The sequence below is a fragment of the Sphingobium subterraneum genome, assembly GCF_014199435.1.
Lineage (GTDB): Bacteria > Pseudomonadota > Alphaproteobacteria > Sphingomonadales > Sphingomonadaceae > Sphingobium > Sphingobium subterraneum.
This window is the reverse complement of the sequence record NZ_JACIJP010000016.1, coordinates 1-21778: the sequence shown is the minus strand read 5'-3', so window position 1 is coordinate 21778 and position 21778 is coordinate 1. Positions and strand designations below refer to the sequence as shown.

Here is a 21778-nt window from a genome sequence, read left to right as displayed (position 1 = left end):
CACAGTGGAGAGCCGCATGCGGTGAAAGCTGCACGTGCGGTTCGGCGGGGGGATCAGGGCTGACTCCATGAGCAGCACCAATCCTACCCGACTGACCGAAACGATGGGCCCCTACAGTTACGACTGCCCGGCCTCGATCCTCGACCTCTTGGGACCGCCCGGCAACGAATATGCCGCGCAGTGGCGCGAGCATTGCCGCCAGCGCCTCGCCCTGACCACGCGCCGCAAGCCCGCACCGGGCGATATGCTGGTGCTGGCCGAGCCGCTGACCTTCACCGACGGGCAGAGCGAGCGCAGCTTCCGCGTGGTCCAGTCGGGCCGCAAGACGATCCTGCGCCGGGTCAGCGACGGGGTTGGGGTGAAGATCAGCAAGCTGATGAGCCGGGCGTGGACGATCGTGCCGCCACCCGGTGCCCCGTCAACTTCGTGACCCGGCACCCAAGCGAGTAGCGCCATGACCGATCCCGCCCCACCGCAGCGCTCGTCCAAGCGAGCGCGCCTTTGCAGCATCGAGAACGCCAACCGGATCGCCACCCGGGTCGCCGAGCACGTCCAGGGCGACACCGCCGTGGTAAAGACCGGCAATCCGCTGCAGCCCTTCCGCGTGGTTCTGGCAAGCAAGGCAGCGCCGGGGCGCACCGTCTCGCGGGTCGTCACCTGCAACGATGACGAGCCCGAGGATCAGTAGGGCTCGGGTCCGCGCTCGACGAACCACGATTGCCCGAGCTCGAAATCGGGACTTGGCGACACGAGCGGCCCGTCAGGTGCTTCAGCCACGTAGGGCGAAACGAGGTCCTTGCGCCGCACCCGCATCCGGCTGAGCCAGGCCGCGGTGCGGCCGCGCGCTTTGAGGACCGTCAGCAGCCAATCCATCGCCTCGGCCATCTCGACCACGCCGCGCCCGGCGAGGCAGTAATAGATCGCCCGCTGGAAGTCGTCGCACTGGGTGCTGAGGATGCCCGCGAGCTTTGCCCGCCCGCCGGGGGCGTTCTCATGCACCAGCGACACTGCCTCGCGCAGTTCCCGGACTGACAGGTAGGCATCGTCCACGCCGACCCCGATGCAAAGCGCGGCGATCGCCCGGCGCACTGGCGGCAGGTTCTCGTCGCACGACGCATCGCGCAGGCCAATGTCGAGATCGAAATGGTCGAGGTGGCTGGGAGCGGGCATGGCGAGATCCTTTCCAAAAGAACGTAGCGTGAACGTTCAGGCCCCGTCAACCGGACAGCGGAGGGGAGGGGGAACTCAGCGGGGGATCAATCATGAAAGGTAGAACCCATGACCGCACTTGCTTCATCCACACCTGCCGGCGTCGACCACACTGCTGAGATCGCCCGGCTCAACGACGCGGCCCGCGCGGGTTCACTGCCCACTTCGCGCACTGTGTTCACGCGGGCGCTGGCCGACATTCGTGCTGGCGACGCCGAAGACCCCGGCGCACGCCAGGCCAGCCTGATGCTGGGTCAGGCAGCGCTGCGCCGTCTTATCAACGAAACGCCGATCGAGCCGGGGAACGATCCTCATGGCGAGCGCGACTTCGGCGCGGTCGAGTTCCAGGGGTACAAGATCTTCTGGAAGATCGATGTCTATGCCAACGACGGGACGTTCGCCTGGGGGGTCGGAGACACTGTGGGACGCGCAGCAGAGCTTCCGCGTCGTCACGATTATGTTGGCAAGCGACTGGTGAGGCGATGAGCCGGTATTCGCTAAGACCGCTGCCGGAGCGCTCGGACATTTTCGAGGTCGCGGTCGGGTGGGACCTGGGGCTGGGGACGTTTTTTGTGATGGTATTCGGCGTCGCCGAGGTTGGCCGCGATCCTGATGTGAGGCACTGGCGTGGTGGCCAGCCCAGACAGATTGTTACGGTCGAGGAGCTTCAGACTGAGGTATCGCCATACGCTGAACTTCCGATGGAACTGGTCAGTCGGCTTCGAGGCGACCAAAGCAACGGCGGCGCGAGCCCTCCACAGCGGTTGAGTCGATTGATTTCAGGGCTGCTCGGGAATGGCTGCGTCTGATCATCCTTCTCCCCGCCTGCCAAACGACTGGATAGTTGATATTCCAGCTATGCAGCAGCAACCATTTGAATTTCAGGCTTAACGTACACCCCTAACGTCAGTGCGTCCCAATAGGCGAAGAATGTCTCGAAATAGAAGCGATGTTGATCGCCATTGTCGTCGATTAGCACCAGTTCGCAACTGCCGAGTGGCCCGCCGCTCTGTGCTCCGCAATATCCAGCGACAGCCTTGAAAAGCTCTAACTCGTCTACTTTTCCGAAGTGTTTGGCAAAGGCCGATGACCGGATGAAATGCCGACAGGGATTCGCTGGATCGAAGTCCGGCTTGCGGCGAGAAACGTGTGGATGGCCGGACATTATCCCGACCAGTGGAGTTTGAACGCCCGCAGTCTCGACGAATCGGTATAGCGTCGTCGACAGCGTGTTGCCGAAAACGCCGTGGAGGCTCTTCACGGTTTCGATGGTCGGCGACATCGATAGGGCTTCTTGCGTAAATCGATCGCGCAGGAACAGCAGGCGGCCTGCGGCAAAATTGGCTTCGGCTTCGACCTGCTCATGGCATTCGGGCGAGAGGGTGTGGCTGTTATCGCCAAGCATCGCATCCTCGTGCCACGGCAATAGGCTGTGACCGATTTCATGCGCTTCGTTCCACCGATGCTTTTTGATCGGCAGGTCGCCATCAAGCAGGATACGCTTGCGATCGGGCAGATACAGCGCCTTCAAGGACCACTTGTGGATGGCGTCCAGGATGAGTGCCGGACGATTGAAAACCTGAAGCGTGGCGACTCTGATCCGGCTGATCGCCTCCTGCGCGACGCTCGGATCCTTCGCCGTGTAGAATTTGAGATCGAGCTTGAGCAAATGCCGCACGTCTTCGAGCCGGAGCGGGGGCTCGGGATTCCCGAGCCCCTTCAACACCCGTTCGACGCGGGCGTCGATATCATGGGCGGTTCTCTCAGATAAAAGTCGATTTCTGCTCAACCGCCTGCTCCTTGACGTTCAGTCCCGTTCGCTCAAAACTGTGACGAACGCCTCCAATGCAGCACGTTCAGCCTGGCTAAGCGCTGCCACAGGCTCAGATCGCGCAGCAAAGCGAACGGCTTCATGAATGAGGTTGTCATTCTTGGGTGTCGTCAGACCGGCCACCTGCATCAGGTTCCCACGCGGAACCTGAAAATAATTGGCCAGCTGATAAACGGACCGCAATTCAGCCTTGTGACGAACGTCGTCCTCAATCTCTACGAGTTCGGCGACGTCAATGTCGGCTTGCTCGGCAAGTTCCTCGAGCGTCAATCCTTTGTTGCGCCGCATGAGACGGACAAAGCGACCAAAAGCAATGCTCGGCTCATCTTCGCCAACATTCTGCGTTTCTGCCTCACCATCAAAAAGCGGATCGGCGGCGGTGACGCCGGCACCAATTTCGGTGTCACCTTCTAACGATGCCATCTTGAGACACCAATCCTTGGAGATCTCGATCTTCATGGCTAATTTCCTTTGGCGATGAAGGATTCGGCTTGCTCCGGCGTCATCTCAAAATAGCGCAAACCATGATAGCTTGCGTCGATGCCAAGATCGGTCATGCCGCAGGTGTTGGCATAGAAGCCATTCGACTGCGGTAAAGCGTGTAAGCCAATCCTTCCCTTAAACTCCTCCTCGATACTGAGTGCGATAGCAGCCCTGATCAAAATACTGCCGATACCGCGATAGAGCGGCGGATCGGCGAGCTCGGGGCGGTTCCACGGCGCGTTTTCAACATATTCGACATAAACCAGGTCCTTTCCTTTTTGGCTCTCAACCCGGCAACGATGCGTTGTGATGTCCACGATCATCATGCCCTGGGTGGTTCCGTTGCACACGATGCTGAAGCCGGGATGCGCCAACATGCCCTGCAAAGCCCGGGTCTTCTGACGCCAGTTCCAATGCCGACTTTGCGGCCAATGCACCCGCTCGACACCGGCGCGGTGCAGTTTCTGGATCGCCTTGAAGAGCTCCGGGATCCATTCGGCTTCCCAGTCACCCAGCTGCTTTTCGGTTATCGCATCCCAGAGCTCGGCTTCTTCAAGCTTGCCGTTCGTCGCGTTCAAGAGTGCGATCGGACTGATCACGGCGGTCATAGCATCATGACTTCCGCTTTTTCTTTGCTCTTTTCGTCTTCGAAAAACAGCTTGTCGCCCTTTTCAACACGAGCTTCAACAAGCTGATAGAGCCGTAATGCCTGACGCAGCACAGCCGTCTTGCTCAAATCCTTCTTGTCGCAAAGGCCTTCGAGTGCGTGCATTTCCGCATCCGTAAGGTTGAGCGTCATCGTCTTCTTGGCAGCCATTACGCCTCCTTCAGCGGGAGTAGGGCTACACAACATCTGCGCAAATGTCAATCAAAAAATAGCCCTTGACTAGCTAAAAACTAGCTATCATATCCACGCCATCCGGCGATCAATCTCAAGCCGGGTTAAATCGCAGGCTTGAACAAGGGAATCGTTCTCATGGCCAAGAACACAGGAAATGACTTCCGTCGCGGCGCTGTTACCGCTCGCACCCAATTTCAGCGGACCGACGGCAACTATCAGAAACGGAACGAGCGCACCGGACACTTCATGGAGGTGAAGCAGGACGGCAAGCCGTTCAAAGGCGTCGCCCGTGAACCCGACGGGCGCGATAGCCCGAATTCCTGATGAACCGACGATTCATCCCCATTCCGGCCAAAGTGCTTTGGAGCCTTGGTCCGATTCCGAAGCCGCAACACCCAACCCTTGCATTGGATTCAAAACATGTCTGAAAAGTCGGAAAAGACCGTCACCATCATCGTCAACCAAGACGACCACGAAGTGGTCAAGACGAAAATCTCATATGACGAGGTCGTCGCCTACTACCTTCAGGACGGCGGCGCCTCTTCAACCGAGTATCTCATCAAATATTCACGCGGCCACTCCGCTAACATCAGCGGCACCCTCGCGCCAGGTCAGGAGGTAATGGTTAAAGATGGAATGCGCTTCAGAGTTTCAGGAACTGGCGAGTCATAATCCTTTCATCCGGGACTTGGAGGAACAGGGCTATCACCTCGACTTCGTCAACGCCTATTTCGTCATCTACGGGTTACCGTGCCTCAACAGCGCCGGTGAGCTCGAATATGGCGATTGGGCAAGTCCAGTCGATCTGAATAACTGGGTCATCGATGCCCCAAGCGACCATCAGGCCTGGTTCAAGGGATGCCGTCCGCACGACCAGAACGGGCGGGCGCTGCGATTGGGCGGTGGCGCGGCTACCGTCCTGGTGGCTGACGGCTTTGTTTGCAACCATTCCTTTTCGTTCAAATTGCTCGAGTCTGGCGCAATGCGCCCATATCGGTCGTTTGAAGAAAAGGTGCGCACTTATCTCGATGTGATCGTTGCACCCGCGATGGCAGCTTTCCCCGATGCTAGTCCGCTGCGGGGCATAGAAATCAAAGCCGCGGCGCAGAACAGTCCGTTGCGCATTCCAGACTCAATGTCGTCACGCTACCACCTCAACGACGTGGCTTCGCGGTTGAGGGGCATAAAGGTAGCAATCATTGGCCTCGGCGGCACAGGAGCTTACATCCTCGATTTCATCGCCCGCACGCATCTCGAAAAGATCGGGCTTTTCGACGACGATAAGGTTCATATTCACACGCTCTTTAGGATCCCCGGCTTCATCCATCGGGCGGTCGGGATGAAGAAGGTTGACGCGCTGGCGCAACATTATGCCAATTGGCATTGTGGCATCGTCCCGATCCCGGAGCGCATCACCTCCGAGAATATCGAGAGCCTGCGTGAGTTCGATTTTGTCTTTGTGTCGATTGACGACGGGCCGTCGCGGCTCGCCATCGTCGACTGGTTGAGTGCAAATGCCATTCCCTTCGTTGATTGTGGCATGGGCCTCAATCGCTCACTCATTGGGTTGAATGGCGTCGTTCGGATCACCGGAGCGGATCGCGCTGCATTTGAGCAATCGGTAAATACACCCTATCTGCCAACGACGAATCCAGAAAATGGAGAGTATCGGAAGCAGGCGCAAGTCGCCGAACTCAATGCGCTCAACGCGATATTCGCCGTGATCCGGTTCAAGCAGCATTTTGAGTTTTATGACCGATTAAGCGATGCCATCGCCTACACTTTTGAGACGGCATCTTTTGATCTTGATCGCTTTGGGGGGTTAGAATGAAGTTTGCCTATCAAGCGGTAGATCGGATCCCTAAGCAGCTGGAGCCTGAAACTGTCTATCACAGCGAGGAATTCGAGCTCGCCGGACTTCTCTGTGCTTGCGGCTGCGGCCATCGGATCACGCTTCTCGTTCCCGATAGCCACCAAGTCTATTGCGACGACGGGTTTGCCACGATCCGCCCTTCCATCGCAGTGTGCGATGGTCCCTGCAAATCTCATTATGTCATCTCAGCCGGACAGGTCGAATGGCTGGATGCATTTAGCACCGAAGCGGCGAAATCGCTCATGCAGAAACAGATTTTGCGCCATGTCGCCAACGACGCCAAGCCAAAATCCTGGATTGCCCGTCTGTGGAAGGCAGCACTGGCATTGGCTGATCAGATTAAATCGATCTTTGGAAGGTAGAATCCGTATTACACTCATCGTTGTCATTGAACGTCCTCGTCTCTGGTTCTTCGGTCATAGCGTTGTCTGAAAACACCGCTTGAGCGGTCCTGGACACCTCTGCGGGCAGCGCCCGCAGCTTCGGCCTGACGGCCGGGAGGGAAGGGGGGTGGGAAGAGAGTGATCGAACAAGGGGTTCGGTCGCAATCGATCCATCCAGGAGAACGTCCATGAACATCGGTGAAATCCGCAAGAACGCCAACGGCCAGCTGATCGGCTCTGTCGAAACGCTCACCATCACCCGCACCATCGGCCTCAGGCCAGTGACCTCCAGCAACCCCCGCGCACCCCGCTACGAGATCGTTGCGCTCAACGACCAGCGCCGCTGGGTGATCGTCGGTGCGCTCTTCGAACTCTCCTCGAACTCGACCGGCGAGAGCTTCTACCAGGGCAAGATCGACGATCCGTCGATGGCGCAGCCGCTCTATATCGCCGCTTTCCCGCGCGAGGACGGCACCATGGCGATCGCCTGGCAGCGTCCGCGCCGCCGCAATACGCAGCTCGGTTCGGCAGAATACGGCGAGAGCGACATGTTCCCGGCCGACGATGCCGGTGGCAGCGACCGCGGCGGCGAACAGGCTGGCGATGGCCGAAACGACGACGGTCTGGGTGACAGCACCGCGACCCCGCCCGCCAAGCGCGTCCGGGCCAATGCCAAGGACGGCGCCGAACACGATGGCGCGCTGCCGCCGCTCGTCGACGCCTGATCGGCAAGTCCAACTCCAACCGGCGGGGACTCCAAGCGGGTCCCCGTTCCCGTGCAAAGGCCGCGGATAAGCCCGCCGCGCGGCCTGAGGCGGAACGCCGGCACTGCCCCCCCCGCCCGGCGTTCCGCCTCTTCATTTGCCTGGAGTTACCCGGAGATCCACAATGCTGACCGATAGCGAACGCTTCGCTTTCACCACCCGGCGCCACCACGCCTTTGCGAGCACCGGCAACGCCTACGACGCGGTCCAGTGCGATGAGGCCATCCACACCGGCGATACGATGGTCGTCCTCACCGAGGAGGTTATCGGCATCGCCATGACCTGACCGTTCGCGGTGACACTGGCGCATGGGAATCTCCATGCCCTCTCTGCGCCACGCGAGGGCGACACGCTCGCGGATCTCGCCCGCTCACTCCACGTCAGCGCGGCCGACTTCGAACACGCTGCCGAGATCGCCCGGCGTTTCGGATTTCCGCTCGACCCGCAGATCGAGGCGCTGCTCCCTCGCCCGGCGGGCTGAGTTGGCGGGCTTCAGAGCGGCAGGATCGACTGTTCCGATGACGGCGCACTCGCCGGCGCGTCGACCGCATCGGCAATCACGCGCCCGAGTTCGAGCGCGGCATCCTCGCGTATGCAGGAGCTTGGGGCTGTGATGCCGACCCGCGCCCAGCCCGGAGCGTCCAGGATCGCATGAGCGACAGCAGACGTATCGATTCGTTCCATGCTGGTAAGAGCACATAGGAAGAACATATTTGCAAGACAGCGGGCGCCGCTGTTTGTCCTGATTGACAGGGCAGGGCGGTCCGCCGAGCATCAAGGCATGTGCAACTTGTACCGCATGACCAAGGCCCCTGCAGAAATCGCCCGACTGTTCGGCGCGAGCAGCGGCGCAGGCGCGAACTTCGCCGCCGAGGTCTACCCGGGCTATCCCGGCCTCGTCGTCGCCGAAGGCGAGACGCGGGTGATGACCTGGGGTTTTCCGCTTGTCCTGAAGGGCAAGAACGGTCAGCCACTCAAGCCCAAGCCCGTCAACAACGCGCGCGAGGACAAGCTCGGCACCTCGTTCTGGCGGCCGAGCTTCGAGCGCCGCCGCTGCCTGATCCCGGTGACCGCCTGGGCCGAGGCCGAGGGCATCAAGGGCCAGATGACCCGGACCTGGTATTCGCTGGCGGGCGAGGAGGTCGTTGCCGTCGCCGGCCTGTGGCGAGCGACCGAGGAGTGGGGCGCGGCCTATTCGATGATAATGGTGGATGGCTGCCCGCAGATGGCCGACGTACACGACCGCATGCCCGTCGTCCTCGCCCGAGAAAAGTGGGAGCAATGGCTCGCAGGCACACCCGCCGAAGCCTTCGCGCTGTGCCAGACCTGTTCCAATGAACTCGCCGTCGATCGCAGAGCCGAGCGCTGGGGTGCCGGGAGGTCCGCGGCGACGTCAGGCTGAGGGGAGGGGGGCTTCGCCGGTCGGATCAGACCCAAGCGAAAGGACCCAAGCCCATGGGCGACCGAGCCCCCGTCCACATCACCATCGGCGGCGCACTGCCGCGAGAACATCTCGAAGCCTTCGCGTCGCACGCCGCCGACTATGACCTGCGCACGGAGTGGGACGGCGAACCCTTCGATCCGGCAGTGCTGCCCGAGGCTGAGCCGCTCGAGCTCTACGGCACCGAGCTCAACGGCGGGCAGATCCCCGAGATCGACGCTTTCTGCGCCGAGCACGGCCTGCCGTTCCGCCGCTGGTCGGGTGGCTGTCTCGGCGCCTATCTCCCCGAAATCATCCTGTTCGATGGGCAAGGTCCGATGCGCGACTACACGGCGAGCGAAGACGAATACGTCCTCTTCCCTCCTTCATGGATCAACAACTTCACCCGGCTGCGCGATCTCAAGCGCGAAATTGCCCGCGCCGAACAGACCATCCCGGCCTTCGTGATCGCTGGAGGGTCGAGCGATGACCGCAATTGACGCCGCCCTGCTGGCCTCCTCACGCGAAGTCGTGCTCGCCCGCTTCCCGCTCTCGCGGGTGAGCGAGGCCTTCTTCGACGACATGCTTGGCGTCCTGCCGCCGGCGCACATCGCCGGCGTGCCGGGCTTCTTCGTCTCCGAGGCGGTGTGCGAGGACATCCACGCCCAGTTCGTTGCTGCAGGCGGCCGCTTTTACGGCGGCTACGTCGGGGTGAGGGACCGTGCGGGCCTCATCACCCATGCGCGCATCGCCGAGTTCGAAGCCGCCCATCCGGACGCGGTGGAACTCGCCTGGTATCCCGACAGCCTCGAGGGGGCCGCGTCATGAGCCGGCACTGGATTCTCGAACTCGGCGCCGGTCCCGCCGACGAGCCCTGCGCGCAGCTTGGGCAATGCGCCGACTTTGCCGCGGCCAACACCCTCGAACTGCTCGCCTACAAGGCCGCGATCATTGCCCTCAACGGCGAGCCGCCCCTGCCGCTCGGCTTTGCCATGGTCGCCAATACCCATGATTTCGGGACATACCGGACGCTCTGGCTGGTCTCGGCGGAATCGCCCTTGCCCGACGACGCGCAGGCCTGGCTCGAAAACCTTGTCGAACCGGCCACCTGGATCGCGGCGGGATTTCCGCAGCCGGTGACCTACGAGGGATCGCGTGCGGTGATGCGGCCGTTTCGCGAGGTGGTCGCCGCTGCGCTCCAGATCACCCGGGCGAACGCCGACGGCAGCTTCTTCCCGGCGCAGAACGCGGTGCTCCACCGCAACCTGCTCGCCGCCTACGGGCCTGCCACTCTGGCCGCCGCCGACACGGGGTAAGGGGAGGGGGCTTGGGGCTGGGCGTTCCGTAAAGGAGTCCAAGCCCATGCCTCGCTTCTATGCCGGGATCGGTGCGCGCGCGACGCCGCCCGCAATCCTCAGCCTGATGACCCACGCCGCCTTCGCGCTCACCAAGCGCGGCTATGTCCTGCGCTCGGGCCACGCGATCGGCGCCGACAGCGCCTTCGAACGCGGGGCAGGCCCCTCTGCGCAGATCTTCCTGCCGGCGGTGGGCTGGCGCGGGTCGGCAAGTGCGCTTCATCCCGGGACGCTCGGGGCCGAGCTCTGGGGGAGGGCGCGCTTGATCGCTGCCGCGCACCATCCGGCCTTTGCCGGGCTCTCGGCTTTCGTCCAGGCGCTCCACACCCGCAACGTGTTCCAGGTGCTGGGAGTGAGCCTCGATAGCCCCGCGGAATTCGTGCTGTGCTGGACCGCCGACGGTGAGGCCTCGGGCGGCACCGGCCAGGCGCTGCGCATCGCCGCCAGCCACGGCGTCCCCGTCTTTAACCTCCAGAGGCCGCGCGAACGCTCGCACGTCGAGCGCCACCTCGTGCTCTGACCCGTTCAATTCCACGCCTGTCCGCCGTTCTGTCCCTTGCCTTGGCAACGGGACGCGTCGGCGCGCGGCAACACGAAAGTCCCAGCCATGTCCTCGATCACGCTCACGCTCGAACTTGCCTGCACCCGCGAGGAGGCCGCGCGCTTTGCCGCGGTCGAACTGTTCCTCGCCGAGGTGGCTGAGAACGCCGAGGCCGCGCCGCCCGCCGAGCTCGAGGCGGTTTTCGGGGCTCGGCCAGGCGAGACGATCCTCGGCCTTGCCGGGCACCCGCAACCCCTCGGGATCACCTGCCGGTATGACCAGGACCGGGGCGTGATGACACTCGCTGCGTCGGGCGGCAAGCCCAACCTCGCCGCGCTGCCCGTGCTGCTGCTGTGGCTCTATCCCGACAAGCTGCCCATCGCCTACTCGGTCCACGTGACCGAGCGGCCCGAGTTGCCGGTCTGGACGATCGTTGGCCTCAATCGCATCGAGATCACCCAGCACGAGGGCGAAGTCGCGGCGCGCCTCCAAGCCCTGCGCGCGGCCTGCGACACGTCCCGGCGTCTCGATCTGCTGCCGTTGAGGCCGCTGCCGCGCGAGAGCGACTGACCCTGTTCAGGCAGCCTGCTGCGCGTCCCAGTTTCGCCGCGGCGCGCGGCTGACGCGGGCCGGGAGCGGCTCGCCTTCCTTCCACAGCAGGTGCGCGACGCCTTGCCCGGCGAGCAGCGCTTCCAGCGGCTCTGCCACCTCGTCGTCGCGGTCGTGGATGTGGATGGCGCTTGCTTCCTCGCCGGTGTCCTTGAGCACCAGGCTGGCGATCGGCGTGTCGAGGTCGAGATTGACGCGCAGGCCCTTCATGAACCGCCGTTTCTCCGCGACTGCTTTGCCGACGAGATAGCGTTCATCGCTGGTCTCATAGGGCAGCCATTCCGCCGTCACCGGCATCAGCGCGACCTCGATGAGATCGAACGTGCCCTCGCGCCGCCGCGCGAACGAACCGCCGAGAATCAGGTGCCCGCTCTTGCCGTTCGGGCCATCCTGCGCCTGCCATAATGCGAGCTCGCCCGCGAACCGCTTGTGGAAGCGCCGCGCCATGTCCTGGTCCATCACGAACGGCATGTCGCCGACATGGCGCAGGACGATCCTTTCGGCGCCGTGCGCGGCCACGATCTCCTTGATCTCGCCCACGACCACCATCATTTCGTCGCGTGAGGCATAGACCCGGGCGAGGGCCGCGCGGCGGCGGGCCCGGATTTCCTCCTTCTCCTCTTGCCTAAAGCTCTCGGGTACGAACAGCACGTGGGACAGGGCTTCCTGCTTGGCCCGGCAGCTGGCTGCCGCCTCGAGCAGCGCGCGGCGCACCACGAACCAGGTTCGTTTGCCCGCCATCTTCGGATGCCAATGCGTCAGCTCGGCCCGGTCCCAGAGGACGTGCAGCAGCCCGCGCATCGAGAGCTTCTGACCCGACGATTTTACCGTCGGCTTGTCGTTGGTGAGCGCCGCGGGCGCGAGCCGGGCCGCCCCGCGCGAGAGGGGGAAGCCGAGCTTCAGGCTGGTCTCGCCGCTCGTCTCATCGTCCAGAACGGCGCCCCCGCGCACCTGGCCCATGCCGGTGAGGTAATCGGGCGCCTCGTAGTGATCGCAGGCGGTCGCATGGCGCGCGCCCGAGCCCGGCCAGCGCGCGAGCACGTAGCCGGTCTGCCGGTGCGAGATGTAGAGGGGGAGCCCTTACGGCATTCGCAATGGACCGGGACTTTGCGCTCGTAGGCTTCGCGCAAGACGGGCTGAAGTTCATCGCCTTCGGCCACGCTGCGGCCGAGCACACGGTATCGCTGGATCATTGGGGTCTGCTCCAATTTCTCGCGATCGACGCTGCCCGTTCGACCTCTCGCGCATCTCCTTCAGGTTTTCGCGGCCCCGGGTGGGCGCGCTGGGGTCAGTCTATGATAGCCGTGAGATCGCGGCAAGCTCGCCGGGGACGCGCCTCGCAACGGCGGCTGCGCAACCGTGGAGGCCGTCCGCGGCTTGCTGGTGCGGGCGCATGACTGGCGCTACCGGTCCCTGGATGGACGACCTTTTCGCCTCGCAGCCCATTACCGGCGCCGTGCTGACTCGCAGCGACATCAAGCGCCTGATCGGCGCGGCGCCGCGCACGCTCATCGACTGCGACCTCCAGGAAGCGGACCTTTCCTGCCTCGATCTCACCCGCTGGCGCTTCGAACGCTGCAACCTGCGGCGCAGCGACCTGTCGGGGGCAAAGCTCGAAGGCACGGTCTGGCAGTCCTGCCGGGGACCGTTCGCCAACTTCGCCGGTGCTAACCTCAGCGAAGCCGAGTTCATCGGCGGCGACTGGAACAATTGCGTGATGCGCCGCGCGGGCCTGACCGCGACGCGTTTCGTGGGATCGAAGCTCACTGGCGCCGACTTCACCGAAGCACGCGCCATGCACATCCATTTCGAGGAAGTGCTGCTGGTCTCTGCCAAGCTGCCCGGGTTCTCGTTCCGCAAGGAGACCCTGCGCCGGGTCGATATGTCGGGTGCAGACCTGCGCAAGGGCGATTTCCGCATGACGGTGTTCGAGGCCTGCTCGCTGCGCGAGGCGCTGGTCGCCGGGTCGCGCTTCGAAGGCTCGGACCTGCGCGGCGCCGATCTTGGCGGGCTTCGCCTGGTCGATGGTGGGCTGTTTCGCGGAGCGACGATCTCGCGCGAGCAGGCCGGGCAATTGCTGGGCGAACTCGGGCTCAACGTCCGTTAGGGGCGGGGACCGCCCGCCTCAGCGTGCGCCGCCCTCTTCCAGTTCCAGGTGTTCGCTTATGCCCTCGGCCAGGCCGAGGCACAGAGCCGCTTCCTCGCGGGTGAGGGTGATCTCTTCCGCACCGTACACGGCAAGCTTCGTGCGCAGGACCTGCGTCATCGCGCGCGCGACTTGCAGGGCGCTGGGCATCTGCTGTGGATCAGCCATGGGCCGGGATCCTTCCCTTCGGGTGGCTCTGCCTGCGGCAGCGGGGCCGGACAGGTTGAGCTGGGGGGCGAGCATACCGATTTTGGCGGGATTTGGCGAGGTGGTAAAGGGGAGGGGCACCCCGGCGCCCGCGCCCCGCGCGGGCTGGGGGCAACCCGCTCTACTCGCTAAGGCGCACGTCGGCGCTGTCGCACCGCCGCCCACCCAAGCTCGCCGGCATGGATGCCGGCCCTGCGGGTGACGATCGGGGCCAGTGGGGGAGTCGGCAAGGCTGGTTGGCGCGGGCGGGCGAGGGCGCTAGGCTCCGGTCCATGCCGATTATTCTTGCCGCCGCCGCCCTTTGCCTCGCACCTTCTGTCCACGACGGCGACACGATCCGCTGCGGCCGCGAGCGGGTCCGCATCGCCAATATCGATGCACCCGAGCTTCCCGACAGCCCCAAGTGTCAGGACCGAAGGCGCTCTTACGCCTGGTGCGACTTTGCAGCGGGTGAAGCCTCGCGGGTCGAACTCGCGCGGCTGCTGTCGCGCGGACGGGTCATGATCACGCGGCTCGGCACCGACCCTTATGGGCGGACGCTCGCCACGGTCACGGTGAACGGCGTGGACGCCGGCGACTATCTGGTCGCGCAAGGCCTCGCGAGGCCCTGGCGCTGATGGTCCCTATCGAAGGTGGCGAGCTTTGCTCGCCTGCGGACGCCTCCTTTTGCGACAGACCGGGGGGCCTAGCCGTAGCCGAAACGCTGAACGGGGAGGGCCGGAGGGCGGCCCTTCTGTGACCCGACGCGTCTTTGACCGGCATGGAGTCGGTGGCGAGGAAGGCAATGCCCGCTGCCGCGGGCGCTGGCGGGTGGGAGCAGGTTCCGGCGAAATGGCCGAGGCTGACGGGTCTTGCCTTTGCGGGCATCCGCTGGGCCTGACCTGACGAAACCGCCCTTCGTTTGCCGATGAACCCTGCAGGGCCAGTCCCTGGCCGCAACCCAGAAGCAGCGGACCGTGAAGCCCTTTGGGCTTGCCGCACCACTCCTCGCTTTTGGGTTCCCCTCACATGCGTTCGGTGCGGGCCCGGGCCTTTGGCCCTGCCTGTGGTGTTCATCGGCGGGCGGTTCCGCCGAGTTCAAGCCACGGAGAATACCCCATGAAGAACCTCGTCATCCTGATCGGCCGCATCGCTGCTGCTCCCGAAACCCGCCACGCCGGCGAGACCGCGATCACCTCTTTCACCCTCGTCACCGACCGCCCCAAGCTGGTCGACGGCAAGACGGTCAAGAACGAGGCCGGCTACACCGAAACCCTCGCCGAATTCCACCGCGTCACTGCCTTCAACGGCCTCGGCACCTCGGTCGCCAAGCACAAGAAGAAGGGCGACCTGGTCGAGGTGCAGGGCCGCCTTCACTACTCGAAGTGGACCGATCGCGAGGGCGTCGACCGCTACGCGGTCGAGATCGTCGCCGAGGAAGTCCTCTTCCTCTAAACCCGAGCCCGGGAGGCGGCAGCGCCGCCTCCCATTGGGCCAAGGCCAGCCCCCCATCACTCATGTAGTCGCTGCGACGGGCGAAACGCCGGTTGCGAAAAAGGCAACCTGCAGCGTCTATTTCGCACTTGCAGCATCAGAACCCTGCACCCATATCAGCAGTGCCTTTCAGGCATCCTCTCCCAAAACTTTCCAAGGGGCCGGCTCACGCTGGCCCCATTTTTTTGCCTGCCGGATCGGCGGCTTGTGCCCCTTCGGGCATGGCATCTGTGACACTTTGCCCTCGGGCGGAGTGTCATGTTGCGCTGCGCACGTGATATGCGCGGAGGGCGGGTCACCGATCATGCCTGCACACTGACCAAATTGGTCGTGGGGCAAGGGCAACGCACGTGGCGGCGCAAACCAGATCGCACCTCCGGGCGAAGTGTCACGGGCGACAAACGACAGCGCAAGGCACAAAGGGGATTCACAGGATTCACCTTTTGTGCTCAATACTGATCGATGGAACGAGCCCAAGAAATCACTGGTGTCGGTGGGATCTATGCGGTCCTGGTCGAAGCCTCGAACCGGCCCCGCTACGCCTTCCTTGTCCTCCAGTTGGTCGCCGAGATTGCCGACCGGCGAGGGCAAGCCGGGCCCTTCGTGGCGCAAGGCGGCTTGCCCATGCTCCTGCGTGAATGGCTCTGCTCCCAGCTCTTGCCGATGAGCGCGCAGCGCGCACGGCGCGCCGCGCTGCGCGCGCGCGTGGCCGCAGCGCTGAAGTACGAGCTCACCGGTGACGCGATGCGCGATGCCGCGCGCATCGATGCCGCGGTCGAAGAGCAGGTCCAGGCCGTCGGCCGCGCCAATGTCAGCCGCGCGATTTCCGATCTGGTCCGCGCCGGGCTGATGACCCGGCACTATGCGGGCTACGCCACGAACCACAAGAACCGCGGCGGCGGGCGTCATGCGGTCTATGTGGTCAAGCCCGGTGTGCTGGCGCTGCTGCGCAAACCCGCGCCGCTGCGCCGGACTGGCCTGACGGCCGCCAATCCGCAGGGCGAGCTCTTCGCGGCCTGAATTCGGACCATCGATCCTTCAAGCCGCGCCTGGCGCGCGGCGGCGATGGCCCTCTGGCGTGGTGGCGACCGATCGCCTAGGAACCCCTGACCCGGGAATTGGAAAGGTCTCGCCCGCATGGAAAACGAAGCACTGCTGGATCATGTCGCCGATATCGTGTCTGCCCATGTCAGCAACAATGCGGTCGCGGCATCCGACCTGCCGGGCCTGATCCAGGCGGTCTACGCTTCGCTTGCCGCGCTTGGACAGGCGCCGGAACCGGCAGTGGCAGAGCTGAAGCCTGCCGTCTCGGTGCGCGCCTCGGTCAAGCCCGACGCCGTCACCTGCCTCGAATGCGGCGAGAAGATGAAGATGCTCAAGCGCCATCTTGGCACCGAGCACGGCCTGACGCCCGCCGAGTACCGCACGCGCTGGAGCCTGCCCGGTGACTACCCGATGGTCGCGCCCGACTATGCCGCCAAGCGCAAGGAACTGGCTGTCAGGATCGGCCTTGGCCGCAAGCCCGGGCAAAGCCCGAAGGCTGAGGCCAAGGCAGCGCCCGAAGCTGCACCCAAGGCGCAGCCCAAGGCCGCCGCGACCCCGGCAAAACGCAAGAAGCTCGGCGTTGCCTTCGGCTCGGCAGACGCCAGCTGAACCGCTGATTTCTGCCAAATCCTTGATTTCATTTAACATAATTCCGATTATCATCCCGAACGATCTCTGCAATTTAGAGATGTCACCCGGAGCCCCAGCGACCCACTTATCCCATAAATCCGGGGCACGGTCAGATTATGGGATAACTTGCGGCGCACCGCCTCATATCGCAACGCTTTGACATTCCCGTTCGGGAATTTGTGCATGAGTTGACGCCCGGCACCACGATGTTATTCCCGAGCGGGAATAAATGCCTTGAAATCGGCCACAATCGAGCATAACTTCCCGTTCGGTAATATGGACAGCAATTCACTTGGCCTCCTTGTGCGCCGCGAACGCAAGGCACAGAACCTGAAGCAGGCAGAGCTTGCGGCAGTGAGCGGCGTTGGCGTGCGGTTTATTGTCGATCTCGAAGCTGGCAAGCCGACGCTGCAACTCGGCAAGGTGCTTCAGGTCATCACGACGCTCGGCTGCGAAGTCCAGATCGCCCCGCCTGCGAGCCGGTCATGAGCAGCAGGCTCACCGTCTGGTGGGACGGCCGTGTGGTCGGCGCCCTCTATCTCGACCCCTTCGGCGAAACCCAGTTTGCCTATGATCCAGGCTGGCTGACAGAGCCTCGCGCTCCGGCGCTTTCATTCTCGCTACCCAAGCAGGTCGAGCCATTCCATCGTCGGGAATGCCAGCCTTTCTTTGGCGGCATTCTGCCCGAGGAAAGCCAGCGTACTGCCATCGCCCGCGCGCTTGGTGTCTCCGCCGACAATGAATTCCGGCTGCTCGAGCATCTCGGCGGTGAAGTGGCAGGCGCTTTGACGCTCCTTCCTGAAGGCGAAGCCCCCACTCCCCCTAGCGCCGCAGCGCCCAAACCTCTCGATGATGATCGTCTGATCCAGTTGCTCGATCATTTGCCGATGCGTCCAATGCTGGCGGGCGAGGATGGGTTGCGGCTGTCATTGGCCGGGGCACAATCGAAACTTCCGGTGCTTCTGATCGACAGACAGGTTGCCCTGCCAGCACCCGGGCAGCCGACCAGTCATATCCTCAAACCACCGATCACGCGTTTCCCCTGGACGACCGAGAACGAATACTTCTGCATGTCGCTCGCCCGCGCCATCGGCCTTGACGTTGCACCGGTCGAAATGCGTACGGTTGGCGATCGTTCATTTCTGCTGATCAGTCGCTATGATCGGACCATCGGTCCGTCAGGCGAACTGGTCCGCCTGCACCAGGAAGACTTCGCGCAGGCGCTTGGCGTGCCGTCACACCGCAAATATGCGAGCGAAGGCGGGCCGAATTTTCCTGATTGCTTCGCGCTGCTGCGCCGGGCAGCAACCCGTCCGCCACGCGACATCCTGCGGCTGCTCGATGCGGCAATCTTCAACCTGATCATCGGCAATGCTGATGCCCACGCCAAGAATTTTAGCCTCCTGCACAAGGACGGCGCGATCGAGCTTGCACCGCTCTACGATCTGCTTTCGACCACGCTTTACCCGGAACTCTCGCCGAAGCTCGCGATGAAGATTGGCGGGAAGCACCTCCTCAACGAACTCGAGCCGCGTCATTGGGACAAGTTCGCTGTCGATTGCGGGCTTGGCGCCCCGTTCGTGCGGACCCGGATCAGGCAATTGTGTGAGGCTGTCATTGCCGGCCTGGACAACGAATTTACTGGCCCTACTTGGGCGGCAGATGGATTCGTCCCTGTCATCGCGCTTGTCCGTGAGCGCGCCGGGCTGCTCGGTGGGAAGTTGTGATATTGGCGCGACTCGGAAGCCCGCTCCGAGAAATTGTGCTTTAAGGGGCCGATTTACCGAGAAAACGAGATCTAATAGCCGATTCATCCGAGTTTTCGCGATTTAACCTGCCCGTCCGCGATGAAGCTGCCGGACGTTTTCCGGTCCTTCAGGACCGCGCACTCTTGTTAGAAATATCACCCCTTATTCCTAACGGAAACGGTCCTCCGACTGCTTCAAAACCTATCACTAGATCGTTCATAGATAGAGGTTTTGTAACATAAGAATCTGCGGAAAGGCGGCGAACCTGCTCGTACCGCGCCGCGCCGAATCCAGTACTCCGTTACCCTGCAAAACGCGAGAACCAATCAACTGCAGGGTAAAGCGGCCTCAATCCTAATCTCTACGGCGTGCGATCATCTGCCTCGCCGGCATTTGCCTGATCGAGCAGGTCCATAAACGTGCGCGCCGCGTCGCGGTGTTGCGGGTCCTTGAACGCCACATCGAGATTCGGCGCCGAACCCAGCATGTAGAGCAGCGACCACATGGCGAACTTGATCCCCTTGTCGGTCTCGAGACCGAACTCGACGCGCATACGCTCGATCCCGCTTGCCATGGCCTCGGTAGAGACGCTTGCGAGATCATCGGTCCCGAAGAAGCGCCGCATCTGGTCGTCGAATTCCATGGCCGTGCTTGCTCTCCCAATCCCTTGATGAAGCCTTGTCCTTGCACTTCAGAATGAGCGGCCCTGTCAAGATGGACGCACTCGGTCCCGCGCGCCCTTCGGGCCGCTCCTGCGGGTGCGGTGCTTCCCGTGATGGGCCGCCGGCACTCTTGCCTACGGCTCCGTCGCCGTCCCGCACCCGTGCAGTGCACGAGGTCCCGCGGGACGAGTGACATGCTCCGGCAAGGGGTCCGTCATTTGCAGGTGTGCCGCAACCGAGGCTGCGGCCAGGCAAGGGCTGTGTTTTGCGGTTAACCCCGAACGCCCCGATGGGGTTCGGGGGCAAAACCGTAATCTCACTCTCATCTCGGTGGCTGAGCGAAATCAGCATCGCCATAGCATGACGCCTGGGAGATTGGCGGCCGTCAAGGATCGCGGGTGCCCCCCGATTTTGGCCTGCTGCGGCTAGTGCCTTGCGAGCAAAAATCGGCTCCCCCCACGCCCGCTTCTCGCGGCGGCAGCGCGTGCGCGCCGCCGTCCCTGACTGCCTGACTCCGGCGTCCTTCCGATGGGCATCTTTCATCAGCGTGATGAGAGACTTGTTGCTTTGGAGGTTATCATGACGGACCGTTTCTCGAACTTTGCCGACCTTGCCGAACACTATGCGCGCGAAATCGCCACGCCCGATTATGCCCGGGCATTCATGGAGCAGACCGAACTGGCCAAGCTCTCGATCGAGCATGAGCCAAGTGCAGCTGAAATGCCCGACCCGGAGGTGGCGCAGGCGGCGATCGAGATGATGCTGGCAACGGTCTTCGACCTGTTCCGCGACACCCGGATGGAAGACTTCGCAAGCGAAGTCGCCTGGGGCATCGCCAACAGCTTCCATGTCGTCGCCAAACGCCTTGACGACCGCGAAGACGCGATGGCGAACCGGCTCCAGGAGAAGCTGCGCGAGTACGATCCGAGCGAGGTCTATGCGACCGATCTTGAGGACCTCACCATGCAGGCCCGCAGCCTTGCCGAATGCCGCGATGCGATGGAATGCATGCGTGACCACGCCGCGAAGATCTACCTCGTGGAAACCGGTCGGCCGTTCTCGCCGGTGCGGGGCTCGCGGGTCTCGTCCAAGACCAATGCCTCGATGATCGAAGCGCGCGACTATCTCGCGGCACAGAAGGCGCAGCGGCGCGAGCAGTTTGCCCCATCGGGTCCGGTCGTGGTGTTCTCGGGCGGACAGCAGTTCACAGACATTGCGCTGGTCGAAGACTATCTCGATGCGATCCATGCCCGGGTCCCGTCGATGGTGCTGGCAACGACCGCCCAGAACAAGGGCGCGGACGTGATCGCGGCAGCCTGGGCATCACGCCACAATGTGCCGGTGATCCTGTCCAAGCCCGATACCTCGCGGGGACCTTCGGCGCCCTATCAGCGCAACGCTCGCATGCTCGCCTTCAAGCCTGTCGAGGCGGTGGTGTGCAGCGGCGGCGGCATCCAGGCGAACCTTGCCGACCGTCTGCGCGAAGCCCGCATTCCCCTCCACATTGTGCGCGACGCTTCGGTCCAGAACGAGGCTCCGGCGGCGAGGACCAAAGCCGCAGCGCAAGCTGAGCGGCCTGCGATGAAGCGCACGGCTTGTGGCACCGTCAATGGCGATGACCTCCCGCCATTCTGAGCGGGGCCTGCTCCGATTGCATCAAACATGAAGGGTGTCCGGCCCCACCGCCGGATGCCCTTCCTTTTTGTCGATCGGGACGCAGACTGTCGTGACCCGGCTCGCTCGCTTCTTGCCCCCGCCAGTAATGGCCTGACGGCCTGTTGGCCGCCTGAGCATCGCTACTGGCGATGCGGCCACCAGGAACGCCGCGAAGGCTTCGCATCCGCCGGGCGGGCGAGACCCGTGCCTGGGACCACCGGGGTGCTGCCCAACAGGGTTAAATACTCTCGCAGACTTCCAATTATGATGGCCGCCATTGGCCCGCGTCAAGAAGGGCAGTTCCCCCAATTTTTTACGCCTGAAGAAGGCGAAAAAATCGGCTCCCCCACCCCCGCTCACGCGGCGGGCCGCGGGCGGCCCGTTCCTGACCCGGGCCAAGCTCGGCCATCCCGAAGGAGACCTCTTCAATTCCTTTGACAGGAGGCTCACATGAACGCTCTTACCAAGACCCTCGACATCCCGGCTTTCGACCTCATCAGCTATGACGCAGCAGTGCGCGCCGCGACGATCAGAGCCCAGCATAGCTTCTTCGACCAGCACGTCATTGAGGACGAGTTCGGCTACTTTCTCGCCATCGACGAGGGCGACTACAACGCCCTGCCCCAGGACCTGATCGACCGGATCGTCCATTCCGTCCCGGGCATGATGGCCGACGACTTCGACGAAGCGAACATCGCCCGCGCCGCAAGCTTCATGAGCGTGGTGATGGATCCCGAGTGGGACGCGGACTGCCCGTTCTGAAATGATCATCGATCCAAGCGCCGGAGGGCTCCAGAGGGGCTCTCCGGCCCCCTCACATGGGGATTATCGAGTCAAGCGCCTGTGCGGAACCATTGCACGGGCGCTTTGCTTGCCAAGCTTGGCTGTGGAGAGATCGGCTGA

34 protein-coding genes are annotated in these 21778 nt (G+C 63.3%); 25 read left to right on the top strand and 9 right to left on the bottom strand.

Annotated features, from left to right (window positions below):
• Positions 1-67: 67 nt before the first annotated feature.
• The gene (locus FHS92_RS17680) at positions 68-430 is read left to right on the top strand and encodes a DUF6927 domain-containing protein (RefSeq protein ID WP_246352103.1); all 363 of its coding nucleotides are present in this window, start codon (positions 68-70) and stop codon (positions 428-430) included.
• 24 nt (positions 431-454) lie between these two features.
• Positions 455-688: a hypothetical protein gene (locus tag FHS92_RS17675; protein ID WP_011608081.1), complete on the top strand. Its 234-nt coding sequence runs from the start codon at positions 455-457 to the stop codon at positions 686-688.
• Here FHS92_RS17675 and FHS92_RS17670 read toward each other — a convergent pair.
• Positions 682-1170: a hypothetical protein gene (locus FHS92_RS17670; RefSeq protein ID WP_011608080.1), complete on the bottom strand. Its 489-nt coding sequence runs from the start codon at positions 1168-1170 to the stop codon at positions 682-684. The genes FHS92_RS17675 and FHS92_RS17670 overlap by 7 nt on opposite strands.
• Before the next feature lie 108 nt (positions 1171-1278).
• Here FHS92_RS17670 and FHS92_RS17665 point away from each other — a divergent pair, with 108 nt between their 5' ends.
• Positions 1279-1695 carry a DUF3768 domain-containing protein gene (locus tag FHS92_RS17665; protein WP_011608078.1) on the top strand — a complete coding sequence of 139 codons (417 nt, stop codon included), beginning with the start codon at positions 1279-1281 and terminating at the stop codon, positions 1693-1695.
• Positions 1696-2065: 370 nt separating this feature from the next.
• On the opposite strand, the gene FHS92_RS17655 is transcribed toward FHS92_RS17665, so the two are convergent.
• The 4 genes from FHS92_RS17655 to FHS92_RS17640 are packed head-to-tail and all read right to left on the bottom strand — an operon-like array spanning position 2066 to position 4340.
• Positions 2066-2998, bottom strand: coding sequence for an ImmA/IrrE family metallo-endopeptidase (locus FHS92_RS17655; protein ID WP_092959990.1), 933 nt, complete (start codon positions 2996-2998; stop codon positions 2066-2068).
• Positions 2999-3016: 18 nt separating this feature from the next.
• Positions 3017-3499, bottom strand: coding sequence for a helix-turn-helix domain-containing protein (locus FHS92_RS17650; protein WP_092959992.1), 483 nt, complete (start codon positions 3497-3499; stop codon positions 3017-3019).
• A gap of 2 nt (positions 3500-3501) precedes the next feature.
• On the bottom strand, positions 3502-4131 hold the full coding sequence (locus tag FHS92_RS17645; protein WP_011608074.1) for a hypothetical protein: 630 nt from the start codon (positions 4129-4131) through the stop codon (positions 3502-3504).
• Positions 4128-4340: a transcriptional regulator gene (locus tag FHS92_RS17640; protein ID WP_020818060.1), complete on the bottom strand. Its 213-nt coding sequence runs from the start codon at positions 4338-4340 to the stop codon at positions 4128-4130. The genes FHS92_RS17645 and FHS92_RS17640 overlap by 4 nt, the downstream gene beginning before the upstream one ends.
• Before the next feature lie 159 nt (positions 4341-4499).
• Here FHS92_RS17640 and FHS92_RS17635 point away from each other — a divergent pair, with 159 nt between their 5' ends.
• The 7 genes from FHS92_RS17635 (at position 4500) to FHS92_RS18470 (ending at position 7865) form a co-directional block, all read left to right on the top strand.
• Entirely contained in the window at positions 4500-4688 is a 189-nt protein-coding gene (locus FHS92_RS17635) for a hypothetical protein (protein ID WP_092959994.1), read from the top strand.
• Positions 4689-4784: 96 nt separating this feature from the next.
• Positions 4785-5036 (top strand): multiubiquitin domain-containing protein, encoded by a 252-nt coding sequence (locus tag FHS92_RS17630; RefSeq protein WP_092959996.1) that lies wholly within the window; start codon positions 4785-4787, stop codon positions 5034-5036.
• On the top strand, positions 4996-6195 hold the full coding sequence (locus tag FHS92_RS17625; protein WP_092959998.1) for a ThiF family adenylyltransferase: 1200 nt from the start codon (positions 4996-4998) through the stop codon (positions 6193-6195). Before FHS92_RS17630 ends, FHS92_RS17625 begins: the two co-directional genes overlap by 41 nt.
• Positions 6192-6599 (top strand): ubiquitination-like system serine protease family protein, encoded by a 408-nt coding sequence (locus FHS92_RS17620; RefSeq protein WP_011608070.1) that lies wholly within the window; start codon positions 6192-6194, stop codon positions 6597-6599. Before FHS92_RS17625 ends, FHS92_RS17620 begins: the two co-directional genes overlap by 4 nt.
• A 209-nt stretch (positions 6600-6808) precedes the next feature.
• On the top strand, positions 6809-7345 hold the full coding sequence (locus tag FHS92_RS17615) for a DUF736 domain-containing protein (protein WP_011608069.1): 537 nt from the start codon (positions 6809-6811) through the stop codon (positions 7343-7345).
• 163 nt (positions 7346-7508) lie between these two features.
• Positions 7509-7670, top strand: a complete 162-nt coding sequence (locus tag FHS92_RS18475) for a hypothetical protein (protein ID WP_011608068.1) — start codon at positions 7509-7511, stop codon at positions 7668-7670.
• A gap of 9 nt (positions 7671-7679) precedes the next feature.
• Positions 7680-7865, top strand: coding sequence for a hypothetical protein (locus FHS92_RS18470; RefSeq protein ID WP_238828874.1), 186 nt, complete (start codon positions 7680-7682; stop codon positions 7863-7865).
• 11 nt (positions 7866-7876) lie between these two features.
• Here the strand turns inward: FHS92_RS18470 and FHS92_RS17605 are convergent, their stop codons facing one another.
• The gene (locus tag FHS92_RS17605) at positions 7877-8068 is read right to left on the bottom strand and encodes a DUF6771 family protein (protein WP_092960000.1); all 192 of its coding nucleotides are present in this window, start codon (positions 8066-8068) and stop codon (positions 7877-7879) included.
• Positions 8069-8165: 97 nt separating this feature from the next.
• Here FHS92_RS17605 and FHS92_RS17600 point away from each other — a divergent pair, with 97 nt between their 5' ends.
• The 6 genes from FHS92_RS17600 to FHS92_RS17575 all read left to right on the top strand — a co-directional run bounded on the left by FHS92_RS17600 (position 8166) and on the right by FHS92_RS17575 (position 11270).
• Positions 8166-8786: an SOS response-associated peptidase gene (locus FHS92_RS17600; RefSeq protein ID WP_092960002.1), complete on the top strand. Its 621-nt coding sequence runs from the start codon at positions 8166-8168 to the stop codon at positions 8784-8786.
• A 53-nt stretch (positions 8787-8839) separates the two neighbouring features.
• The gene (locus FHS92_RS17595) at positions 8840-9304 is read left to right on the top strand and encodes a hypothetical protein (protein WP_011608066.1); all 465 of its coding nucleotides are present in this window, start codon (positions 8840-8842) and stop codon (positions 9302-9304) included.
• Positions 9291-9632: a hypothetical protein gene (locus FHS92_RS17590; RefSeq protein ID WP_011608065.1), complete on the top strand. Its 342-nt coding sequence runs from the start codon at positions 9291-9293 to the stop codon at positions 9630-9632. Before FHS92_RS17595 ends, FHS92_RS17590 begins: the two co-directional genes overlap by 14 nt.
• Positions 9629-10120: a hypothetical protein gene (locus FHS92_RS17585; RefSeq protein ID WP_092960004.1), complete on the top strand. Its 492-nt coding sequence runs from the start codon at positions 9629-9631 to the stop codon at positions 10118-10120. The genes FHS92_RS17590 and FHS92_RS17585 overlap by 4 nt, the downstream gene beginning before the upstream one ends.
• A gap of 46 nt (positions 10121-10166) precedes the next feature.
• Positions 10167-10679, top strand: coding sequence for a hypothetical protein (locus tag FHS92_RS17580; protein ID WP_011608064.1), 513 nt, complete (start codon positions 10167-10169; stop codon positions 10677-10679).
• An 87-nt stretch (positions 10680-10766) separates the two neighbouring features.
• Positions 10767-11270 (top strand): hypothetical protein, encoded by a 504-nt coding sequence (locus FHS92_RS17575; protein ID WP_011608063.1) that lies wholly within the window; start codon positions 10767-10769, stop codon positions 11268-11270.
• 6 nt (positions 11271-11276) lie between these two features.
• On the opposite strand, the gene FHS92_RS17570 is transcribed toward FHS92_RS17575, so the two are convergent.
• The gene (locus tag FHS92_RS17570) at positions 11277-12350 is read right to left on the bottom strand and encodes a DUF1173 family protein (RefSeq protein WP_343056764.1); all 1074 of its coding nucleotides are present in this window, start codon (positions 12348-12350) and stop codon (positions 11277-11279) included.
• A gap of 376 nt (positions 12351-12726) precedes the next feature.
• On the opposite strand from FHS92_RS17570, the gene FHS92_RS17565 reads away from it, so the two are divergent.
• Positions 12727-13416: a pentapeptide repeat-containing protein gene (locus FHS92_RS17565; protein ID WP_011608060.1), complete on the top strand. Its 690-nt coding sequence runs from the start codon at positions 12727-12729 to the stop codon at positions 13414-13416.
• Between the two features lie 18 nt (positions 13417-13434).
• Here FHS92_RS17565 and FHS92_RS17560 read toward each other — a convergent pair whose 3' ends face one another.
• On the bottom strand, positions 13435-13623 hold the full coding sequence (locus tag FHS92_RS17560) for a hypothetical protein (protein ID WP_011608059.1): 189 nt from the start codon (positions 13621-13623) through the stop codon (positions 13435-13437).
• Between the two features lie 311 nt (positions 13624-13934).
• Between FHS92_RS17560 and FHS92_RS17555 the strand changes: the two genes are divergently transcribed.
• From FHS92_RS17555 to FHS92_RS17530, 6 genes are all read left to right on the top strand, one after another.
• Positions 13935-14279, top strand: coding sequence for a thermonuclease family protein (locus tag FHS92_RS17555; protein WP_011608058.1), 345 nt, complete (start codon positions 13935-13937; stop codon positions 14277-14279).
• Between the two features lie 481 nt (positions 14280-14760).
• A complete protein-coding gene (locus FHS92_RS17550; RefSeq protein WP_184081918.1) occupies positions 14761-15096 on the top strand; it encodes a single-stranded DNA-binding protein in 336 nt (111 codons plus the stop codon).
• Positions 15097-15597: 501 nt separating this feature from the next.
• Positions 15598-16155 carry a hypothetical protein gene (locus tag FHS92_RS17545; protein WP_184081917.1) on the top strand — a complete coding sequence of 186 codons (558 nt, stop codon included), beginning with the start codon at positions 15598-15600 and terminating at the stop codon, positions 16153-16155.
• 117 nt (positions 16156-16272) lie between these two features.
• Positions 16273-16788: a Ros/MucR family transcriptional regulator gene (locus FHS92_RS17540; protein WP_184081916.1), complete on the top strand. Its 516-nt coding sequence runs from the start codon at positions 16273-16275 to the stop codon at positions 16786-16788.
• Between the two features lie 255 nt (positions 16789-17043).
• Complete coding sequence (locus FHS92_RS17535) at positions 17044-17298, top strand: helix-turn-helix transcriptional regulator (protein WP_311735638.1); 255 nt, start codon at positions 17044-17046, stop codon at positions 17296-17298.
• Positions 17295-18536, top strand: coding sequence for a type II toxin-antitoxin system HipA family toxin (locus tag FHS92_RS17530; RefSeq protein WP_184081915.1), 1242 nt, complete (start codon positions 17295-17297; stop codon positions 18534-18536). The genes FHS92_RS17535 and FHS92_RS17530 overlap by 4 nt, the downstream gene beginning before the upstream one ends.
• Positions 18537-18918: 382 nt before the next feature.
• On the opposite strand, the gene FHS92_RS17525 is transcribed toward FHS92_RS17530, so the two are convergent.
• On the bottom strand, positions 18919-19200 hold the full coding sequence (locus FHS92_RS17525; RefSeq protein ID WP_184081914.1) for a hypothetical protein: 282 nt from the start codon (positions 19198-19200) through the stop codon (positions 18919-18921).
• Positions 19201-19798: 598 nt separating this feature from the next.
• On the opposite strand from FHS92_RS17525, the gene FHS92_RS17520 reads away from it, so the two are divergent.
• A complete protein-coding gene (locus FHS92_RS17520; protein WP_184081913.1) occupies positions 19799-20854 on the top strand; it encodes a DUF2493 domain-containing protein in 1056 nt (351 codons plus the stop codon).
• Positions 20855-21325: 471 nt separating this feature from the next.
• Positions 21326-21637, top strand: a complete 312-nt coding sequence (locus FHS92_RS17515; protein ID WP_184081912.1) for a hypothetical protein — start codon at positions 21326-21328, stop codon at positions 21635-21637.
• Positions 21638-21778: the final 141 nt, after the last annotated feature.

Coding starts and splice junctions, on each gene's coding strand:
- FHS92_RS17680 (WP_246352103.1), top strand. CDS start 68: ATGAGCAGCACCAATCCTACCCGACTGACCGAAACGATGGGCCCCTAC.
- FHS92_RS17675 (WP_011608081.1), top strand. CDS start 455: ATGACCGATCCCGCCCCACCGCAGCGCTCGTCCAAGCGAGCGCGCCTT.
- FHS92_RS17670 (WP_011608080.1), bottom strand. CDS start 1,170: ATGCCCGCTCCCAGCCACCTCGACCATTTCGATCTCGACATTGGCCTG.
- FHS92_RS17665 (WP_011608078.1), top strand. CDS start 1,279: ATGACCGCACTTGCTTCATCCACACCTGCCGGCGTCGACCACACTGCT.
- FHS92_RS17650 (WP_092959992.1), bottom strand. CDS start 3,499: ATGAAGATCGAGATCTCCAAGGATTGGTGTCTCAAGATGGCATCGTTA.
- FHS92_RS17645 (WP_011608074.1), bottom strand. CDS start 4,131: ATGACCGCCGTGATCAGTCCGATCGCACTCTTGAACGCGACGAACGGC.
- FHS92_RS17640 (WP_020818060.1), bottom strand. CDS start 4,340: ATGGCTGCCAAGAAGACGATGACGCTCAACCTTACGGATGCGGAAATG.
- FHS92_RS17635 (WP_092959994.1), top strand. CDS start 4,500: ATGGCCAAGAACACAGGAAATGACTTCCGTCGCGGCGCTGTTACCGCT.
- FHS92_RS17630 (WP_092959996.1), top strand. CDS start 4,785: ATGTCTGAAAAGTCGGAAAAGACCGTCACCATCATCGTCAACCAAGAC.
- FHS92_RS17625 (WP_092959998.1), top strand. CDS start 4,996: ATGGAATGCGCTTCAGAGTTTCAGGAACTGGCGAGTCATAATCCTTTC.
- FHS92_RS17620 (WP_011608070.1), top strand. CDS start 6,192: ATGAAGTTTGCCTATCAAGCGGTAGATCGGATCCCTAAGCAGCTGGAG.
- FHS92_RS17615 (WP_011608069.1), top strand. CDS start 6,809: ATGAACATCGGTGAAATCCGCAAGAACGCCAACGGCCAGCTGATCGGC.
- FHS92_RS18475 (WP_011608068.1), top strand. CDS start 7,509: ATGCTGACCGATAGCGAACGCTTCGCTTTCACCACCCGGCGCCACCAC.
- FHS92_RS17605 (WP_092960000.1), bottom strand. CDS start 8,068: ATGGAACGAATCGATACGTCTGCTGTCGCTCATGCGATCCTGGACGCT.
- FHS92_RS17600 (WP_092960002.1), top strand. CDS start 8,166: ATGTGCAACTTGTACCGCATGACCAAGGCCCCTGCAGAAATCGCCCGA.
- FHS92_RS17595 (WP_011608066.1), top strand. CDS start 8,840: ATGGGCGACCGAGCCCCCGTCCACATCACCATCGGCGGCGCACTGCCG.
- FHS92_RS17590 (WP_011608065.1), top strand. CDS start 9,291: ATGACCGCAATTGACGCCGCCCTGCTGGCCTCCTCACGCGAAGTCGTG.
- FHS92_RS17585 (WP_092960004.1), top strand. CDS start 9,629: ATGAGCCGGCACTGGATTCTCGAACTCGGCGCCGGTCCCGCCGACGAG.
- FHS92_RS17580 (WP_011608064.1), top strand. CDS start 10,167: ATGCCTCGCTTCTATGCCGGGATCGGTGCGCGCGCGACGCCGCCCGCA.
- FHS92_RS17575 (WP_011608063.1), top strand. CDS start 10,767: ATGTCCTCGATCACGCTCACGCTCGAACTTGCCTGCACCCGCGAGGAG.
- FHS92_RS17565 (WP_011608060.1), top strand. CDS start 12,727: ATGGACGACCTTTTCGCCTCGCAGCCCATTACCGGCGCCGTGCTGACT.
- FHS92_RS17560 (WP_011608059.1), bottom strand. CDS start 13,623: ATGGCTGATCCACAGCAGATGCCCAGCGCCCTGCAAGTCGCGCGCGCG.
- FHS92_RS17555 (WP_011608058.1), top strand. CDS start 13,935: ATGCCGATTATTCTTGCCGCCGCCGCCCTTTGCCTCGCACCTTCTGTC.
- FHS92_RS17550 (WP_184081918.1), top strand. CDS start 14,761: ATGAAGAACCTCGTCATCCTGATCGGCCGCATCGCTGCTGCTCCCGAA.
- FHS92_RS17545 (WP_184081917.1), top strand. CDS start 15,598: ATGGAACGAGCCCAAGAAATCACTGGTGTCGGTGGGATCTATGCGGTC.
- FHS92_RS17540 (WP_184081916.1), top strand. CDS start 16,273: ATGGAAAACGAAGCACTGCTGGATCATGTCGCCGATATCGTGTCTGCC.
- FHS92_RS17530 (WP_184081915.1), top strand. CDS start 17,295: ATGAGCAGCAGGCTCACCGTCTGGTGGGACGGCCGTGTGGTCGGCGCC.
- FHS92_RS17525 (WP_184081914.1), bottom strand. CDS start 19,200: ATGGAATTCGACGACCAGATGCGGCGCTTCTTCGGGACCGATGATCTC.
- FHS92_RS17520 (WP_184081913.1), top strand. CDS start 19,799: ATGACGGACCGTTTCTCGAACTTTGCCGACCTTGCCGAACACTATGCG.
- FHS92_RS17515 (WP_184081912.1), top strand. CDS start 21,326: ATGAACGCTCTTACCAAGACCCTCGACATCCCGGCTTTCGACCTCATC.